The organism is Bacteroides sp. AM41-16, from assembly GCF_003603495.1.
In the GTDB taxonomy this organism is placed as follows: Bacteria; Bacteroidota; Bacteroidia; order Bacteroidales; family Bacteroidaceae; genus Bacteroides; species Bacteroides uniformis.
The window spans coordinates 1-5,218 of the sequence record NZ_QTNE01000025.1 but is presented as its reverse complement, the minus strand read 5'-3'; the positions used below and the strand labels follow the sequence as shown (position 1 = coordinate 5,218).

General features: G+C 49.8%; 2 tRNA genes and 3 rRNA genes. All 5 read left to right on the top strand.

The window, feature by feature from the left end:
• Positions 1-93 precede the first annotated feature (93 nt).
• Positions 94-1,620, top strand: a 16S ribosomal RNA gene (locus DW896_RS18450).
• A 135-nt stretch (positions 1,621-1,755) separates the two neighbouring features.
• Positions 1,756-1,829, top strand: a tRNA-Ile gene (locus DW896_RS18445).
• A 90-nt stretch (positions 1,830-1,919) separates the two neighbouring features.
• A tRNA-Ala gene (locus DW896_RS18440) sits at positions 1,920-1,993 on the top strand.
• Between the two features lie 113 nt (positions 1,994-2,106).
• Positions 2,107-4,986: ribosomal RNA gene (locus DW896_RS18435) — 23S ribosomal RNA — on the top strand.
• Between the two features lie 72 nt (positions 4,987-5,058).
• A 5S ribosomal RNA gene (gene rrf / locus DW896_RS18430) occupies positions 5,059-5,169 on the top strand.
• The 16S, 23S and 5S rRNA genes sit together here with 2 tRNA genes alongside, the layout of an rRNA operon.
• Positions 5,170-5,218 lie beyond the last annotated feature (49 nt).

Below are 5,218 nucleotides of genomic sequence, written 5' to 3'. Positions count from 1 at the left end.
TAGGTAAAGATAAACTTTTTGAATTCGAGCGTCCTGAACAGATAATTAAGCTGTCGCACTTTAATTTTTAATTTGCGCAGTCACGATACTTTTACAATGAAGAGTTTGATCCTGGCTCAGGATGAACGCTAGCTACAGGCTTAACACATGCAAGTCGAGGGGCAGCATGAACTTAGCTTGCTAAGTTTGATGGCGACCGGCGCACGGGTGAGTAACACGTATCCAACCTGCCGATGACTCGGGGATAGCCTTTCGAAAGAAAGATTAATACCCGATGGCATAGTTCTTCCGCATGGTAGAACTATTAAAGAATTTCGGTCATCGATGGGGATGCGTTCCATTAGGTTGTTGGCGGGGTAACGGCCCACCAAGCCTTCGATGGATAGGGGTTCTGAGAGGAAGGTCCCCCACATTGGAACTGAGACACGGTCCAAACTCCTACGGGAGGCAGCAGTGAGGAATATTGGTCAATGGACGAGAGTCTGAACCAGCCAAGTAGCGTGAAGGATGACTGCCCTATGGGTTGTAAACTTCTTTTATACGGGAATAAAGTGAGGCACGTGTGCCTTTTTGTATGTACCGTATGAATAAGGATCGGCTAACTCCGTGCCAGCAGCCGCGGTAATACGGAGGATCCGAGCGTTATCCGGATTTATTGGGTTTAAAGGGAGCGTAGGCGGACGCTTAAGTCAGTTGTGAAAGTTTGCGGCTCAACCGTAAAATTGCAGTTGATACTGGGTGTCTTGAGTACAGTAGAGGCAGGCGGAATTCGTGGTGTAGCGGTGAAATGCTTAGATATCACGAAGAACTCCGATTGCGAAGGCAGCCTGCTGGACTGTAACTGACGCTGATGCTCGAAAGTGTGGGTATCAAACAGGATTAGATACCCTGGTAGTCCACACAGTAAACGATGAATACTCGCTGTTTGCGATATACAGTAAGCGGCCAAGCGAAAGCGTTAAGTATTCCACCTGGGGAGTACGCCGGCAACGGTGAAACTCAAAGGAATTGACGGGGGCCCGCACAAGCGGAGGAACATGTGGTTTAATTCGATGATACGCGAGGAACCTTACCCGGGCTTGAATTGCAACTGAATGATGTGGAGACATGTCAGCCGCAAGGCAGTTGTGAAGGTGCTGCATGGTTGTCGTCAGCTCGTGCCGTGAGGTGTCGGCTTAAGTGCCATAACGAGCGCAACCCTTATCGATAGTTACCATCAGGTTATGCTGGGGACTCTGTCGAGACTGCCGTCGTAAGATGTGAGGAAGGTGGGGATGACGTCAAATCAGCACGGCCCTTACGTCCGGGGCTACACACGTGTTACAATGGGGGGTACAGAAGGCAGCTACACGGCGACGTGATGCTAATCCCTAAAGCCTCTCTCAGTTCGGATTGGAGTCTGCAACCCGACTCCATGAAGCTGGATTCGCTAGTAATCGCGCATCAGCCACGGCGCGGTGAATACGTTCCCGGGCCTTGTACACACCGCCCGTCAAGCCATGAAAGCCGGGGGTACCTGAAGTGCGTAACCGCGAGGAGCGCCCTAGGGTAAAACTGGTGATTGGGGCTAAGTCGTAACAAGGTAGCCGTACCGGAAGGTGCGGCTGGAACACCTCCTTTCTGGAGTGACGTCTCGACTCGATCGTTGGTTCTTGAAGTTATGCTTCCATAAGAACCTCTTGTACTGCGCGTACTTGTTTATTAAAATATACGAGAAAAGTAGAAGCCGAGCCGTAAGGCGAGGGTTTGACTGACAGTCCTATAGCTCAGTTGGTTAGAGCGCTACACTGATAATGTAGAGGTCGGCAGTTCAACTCTGCCTGGGACTACTTCAAAGTTGAAAACTGAAAATTGAGAAATGAAAATCGGGAACTCTCCGGATTTTCCACTTTCCACTTTCCGTTTTCCACTTATAAGAAGGGGGATTAGCTCAGCTGGCTAGAGCACCTGCTTTGCACGCAGGGGGTCAACGGTTCGAATCCGTTATTCTCCACTCCGTTTTGATTATTGTTTTATAATTGAAACACCGTTCTTTGACATGATGTGACCAAAAAAAAGTAAAGTTAAAAGCTGAAAGTATATATCGACCATACGTGATCGGTAAGACAAAAAGTAAGTAAGGGCACATGGCGGATGCCTTGGCTCTCGGAGGCGATGAAGGACGTGATAAGCTGCGATAAGCTGCGGGTAGGTGCAAATGACCTTTGATCCGCGGATTTCCGAATGGGACAACCCGGTACTTTGAAGAAGTATCATCCTGCATTGCAGGAGGCTAACGCAGGGAACTGAAACATCTTAGTACCTGCAGGAAAAGAAAATAAACAATGATTCCCCCAGTAGTGGCGAGCGAACGGGGAACAGCCCAAACCACCCATGTTACGGCATGTGTGGGGTTGTAGGACCACGTCGTGGCAAGAAAGTTGGTGAGCAGAATGTTCTGGAAAGTACAGCCATAGAGCATGACAGCTGCGTATGCGAAGCCAAGCGAAGCCTAGTGGTATCCTGAGTAGCGCGGAGCACGAGGAATTCTGCGTGAATCTGCCGGGACCATCCGGTAAGGCTAAATACTCCCGAGAGACCGATAGTGAACCAGTACTGTGAAGGAAAGGTGAAAAGCACTTCGAACAGAAGAGTGAAATAGTTCCTGAAACCATGTGCCTACAAGCGGTCGGAGCACCTTCTGGTGTGACGGCGTGCCTTTTGCATAATGAACCTACGAGTTACTTTTTCCGGCGAGGTTAAGGATTTCAGATCTGCAGCCGAAGCGAAAGCGAGTCTGAACAGGGCGTATAGTCGGAAGGAGTAGACGCGAAACCAAGTGATCTACCCTTGGGCAGGTTGAAGGATGGGTAACACCATCTGGAGGACCGAACCAATAAGCGTTGAAAAGCTTCTGGATGACCTGAGGGTGGGGGTGAAAGGCTAATCAAACTTGGAGATAGCTCGTACTCCCCGAAATGCATTTAGGTGCAGCCTTGACTTATACTGGCATGAGGTAGAGCGACTGATAAGATGCGAGGGCTTCACCGCCTATCAAGTCTTGACAAACTCCGAATGCGTGTCAGTTCTATGTCAGGAGTGAGGGCATGGGTGCTAAGGTCCATGTCCTAAAGGAGAACAATCCGGACCAACAGCTAAGGTCCCGAAATGAATACTAAGTTGAACTAACGAAGTCAGATTGCTAAGACAGCTAGGATGTTGGCTTGGAAGCAGCCATTCATTTAAAGAGTGCGTAACAGCTCACTAGTCGAGGAGTTTGGCGTGGATAATAATCGGGCATAAGTATTCTACCGAAGCTTTGGGATGAGAAATCATCGGTAGGGGAGCATTCCACTCGGCGTCGAAGGTGAAGCGCGAGCTTTGCTGGAGCGTGTGGAAAAGCAAATGTAGGTATAAGTAACGATAAAGGGGGTGGGAAACCCCCTCGCCGAAAGACTAAGGTTTCCTGATCAACGCTAATCGGATCAGGGTAAGTCGGGTCCTAAGGCTCAGCCGAACGGCGAGGCCGATGGCAGAACCGGTTAATATTCCGGTACTACCTGTGGGAGTGACGTGGAGACGGAGTCGTGACAGCGCCGCGGACTGACGGAATAGTCCGTTGAAGGGTGTAGATGCTGATTGTTCCAGGCAAATCCGGAGCAAGAGTCGAACCTGATAGTATGGAGCGTTCTTAGAACAATCCAATAGTGCGTGTAATCATACTTCCAAGAAAATCCGCTAAACTTAATCCTGCAGGTACCCGTACCGCAAACGGACACACGTAGTCGGGTTGAATATACTAAGGCGCTTGAGTGATTCACGGTTAAGGAACTAGGCAAACTGACCCTGTAACTTCGGGATAAAGGGTCCTCGCTTTACGGCGAGGCGCAGAGAATAGGTCCAGGCAACTGTTTAACAAAAACACAGGGCTGTGCAAAATTGAAAGATGAAGTATACAGCCTGACACCTGCCCGGTGCTGGAAGGTTAAGAGGAGATGTCATCGCAAGAGAAGCATTGAATTGAAGCCCCAGTAAACGGCGGCCGTAACTATAACGGTCCTAAGGTAGCGAAATTCCTTGTCGGGTAAGTTCCGACCTGCACGAATGGTGTAATGATCTGGACGCTGTCTCAACCGTGAGCTCAGTGAAATTGTAGTATCGGTGAAGATGCCGATTACCCGCGATGGGACGAAAAGACCCCGTGAACCTTTACTATAGCTTAACATTGAATTTGGGTAATTGATGTGTAGGATAGGCCGGAGGCTTCGAAGCAGGTACGCCAGTATTTGTGGAGCCGCTGTTGAAATACGGCCCTTTGATTATTTGAGTTCTAACCCGTTGTTGCGGGGACACTGTTTGGTGGGTAGTTTGACTGGGGTGGTCGCCTCCAAAAGTGTAACGGAGGCTTCTAAAGGTGCCCTCACGACGATTGGTAACCGTCGGCAGAGTGTAATGGCATAAGGGCGCTTGACTGGGAGACTTACAAGTCGATCAGGTAGGAAACTAGAGCATAGTGATCCGGTGTTTCTGTATGGAAAGGACATCGCTCAAAGGATAAAAGGTACTCCGGGGATAACAGGCTGATCCCTCCCAAGAGCTCATATCGACGGAGGGGTTTGGCACCTCGATGTCGGCTCGTCACATCCTGGGGCTGGAGAAGGTCCCAAGGGTTGGGCTGTTCGCCCATTAAAGTGGCACGCGAGCTGGGTTCAGAACGTCGTGAGACAGTTCGGTCTCTATCTATCGTGGGCGCATGAAATTTGCGTGGCTCTGACACTAGTACGAGAGGACCGTGTTGGACTGACCTCTGGTTTACCGGTTGTGCCGCCAGGTGCATTGCCGGGTATCTAAGTCGGGATTGGATAAGTGCTGAAAGCATCTAAGTACGAAGCCAGCCACAAGATTAGATTTCTCAGGGTCGTTGTAGACTACAACGTTGATAGGATGCAGGTGTACAGGCAGCGATGTCATAGCCGAGCATTACTAATTGCCCGTCCACTTTTTGCCTTCCGTGTATGGAGGTATATACGTTCAGCAATGTATGGACACTTTACTTTTTTCTCATCATGTCTGCCTTATTCAGGTGACTACAGCACCGGGGTTCCACCTCTTCCCATTCCGAACAGAGAAGTTAAGCCCGGTCACGCCGATGGTACTGCGTAACAGTGGGAGAGTAGGTAGTCGCCGTTTTCAGAAGAAGCCTCCGTGTCTGATAAGGATACGGAGGCTTTGTTCGTTT